Here is a 264-nt window from a genome sequence, read left to right on the forward strand (position 1 = left end):
GTGATGGTAGTCGCGTCGGCCGCGATCCCAGTCGCGTCCGCCGCCACCGCCCCAGATATTGACCGTGCCGTACACGGGGGACGGCGCGTACGCGTAGCCGGGATCGGAATAGTAGGGCTGCCCGTAGCCGTATCCGGCGTCCGGGGCGACGACGCAGCCGGCCAGCAGGGTGGCGACGCCGGCGGCAGCAATGAGCTTCAGCATGATGTTCTCCGTTCGTTGCGCTATAAGTACCGCGCCCGGGGATTGCCGGCTGTTTGCAAT

General features: G+C 67.0%; 1 protein-coding gene. It reads right to left on the reverse strand.

Annotated elements, in window-relative coordinates:
* Positions 1-204: hypothetical protein (locus tag AC1RPV_RS07945; RefSeq protein ID WP_481764227.1), on the reverse strand; the 204-nt coding region annotated here is incomplete at its 3' end.
* Positions 205-264 lie beyond the last annotated feature (60 nt).

The organism is Dellaglioa sp. CoH-55-MRSF-9, assembly GCF_056782155.1.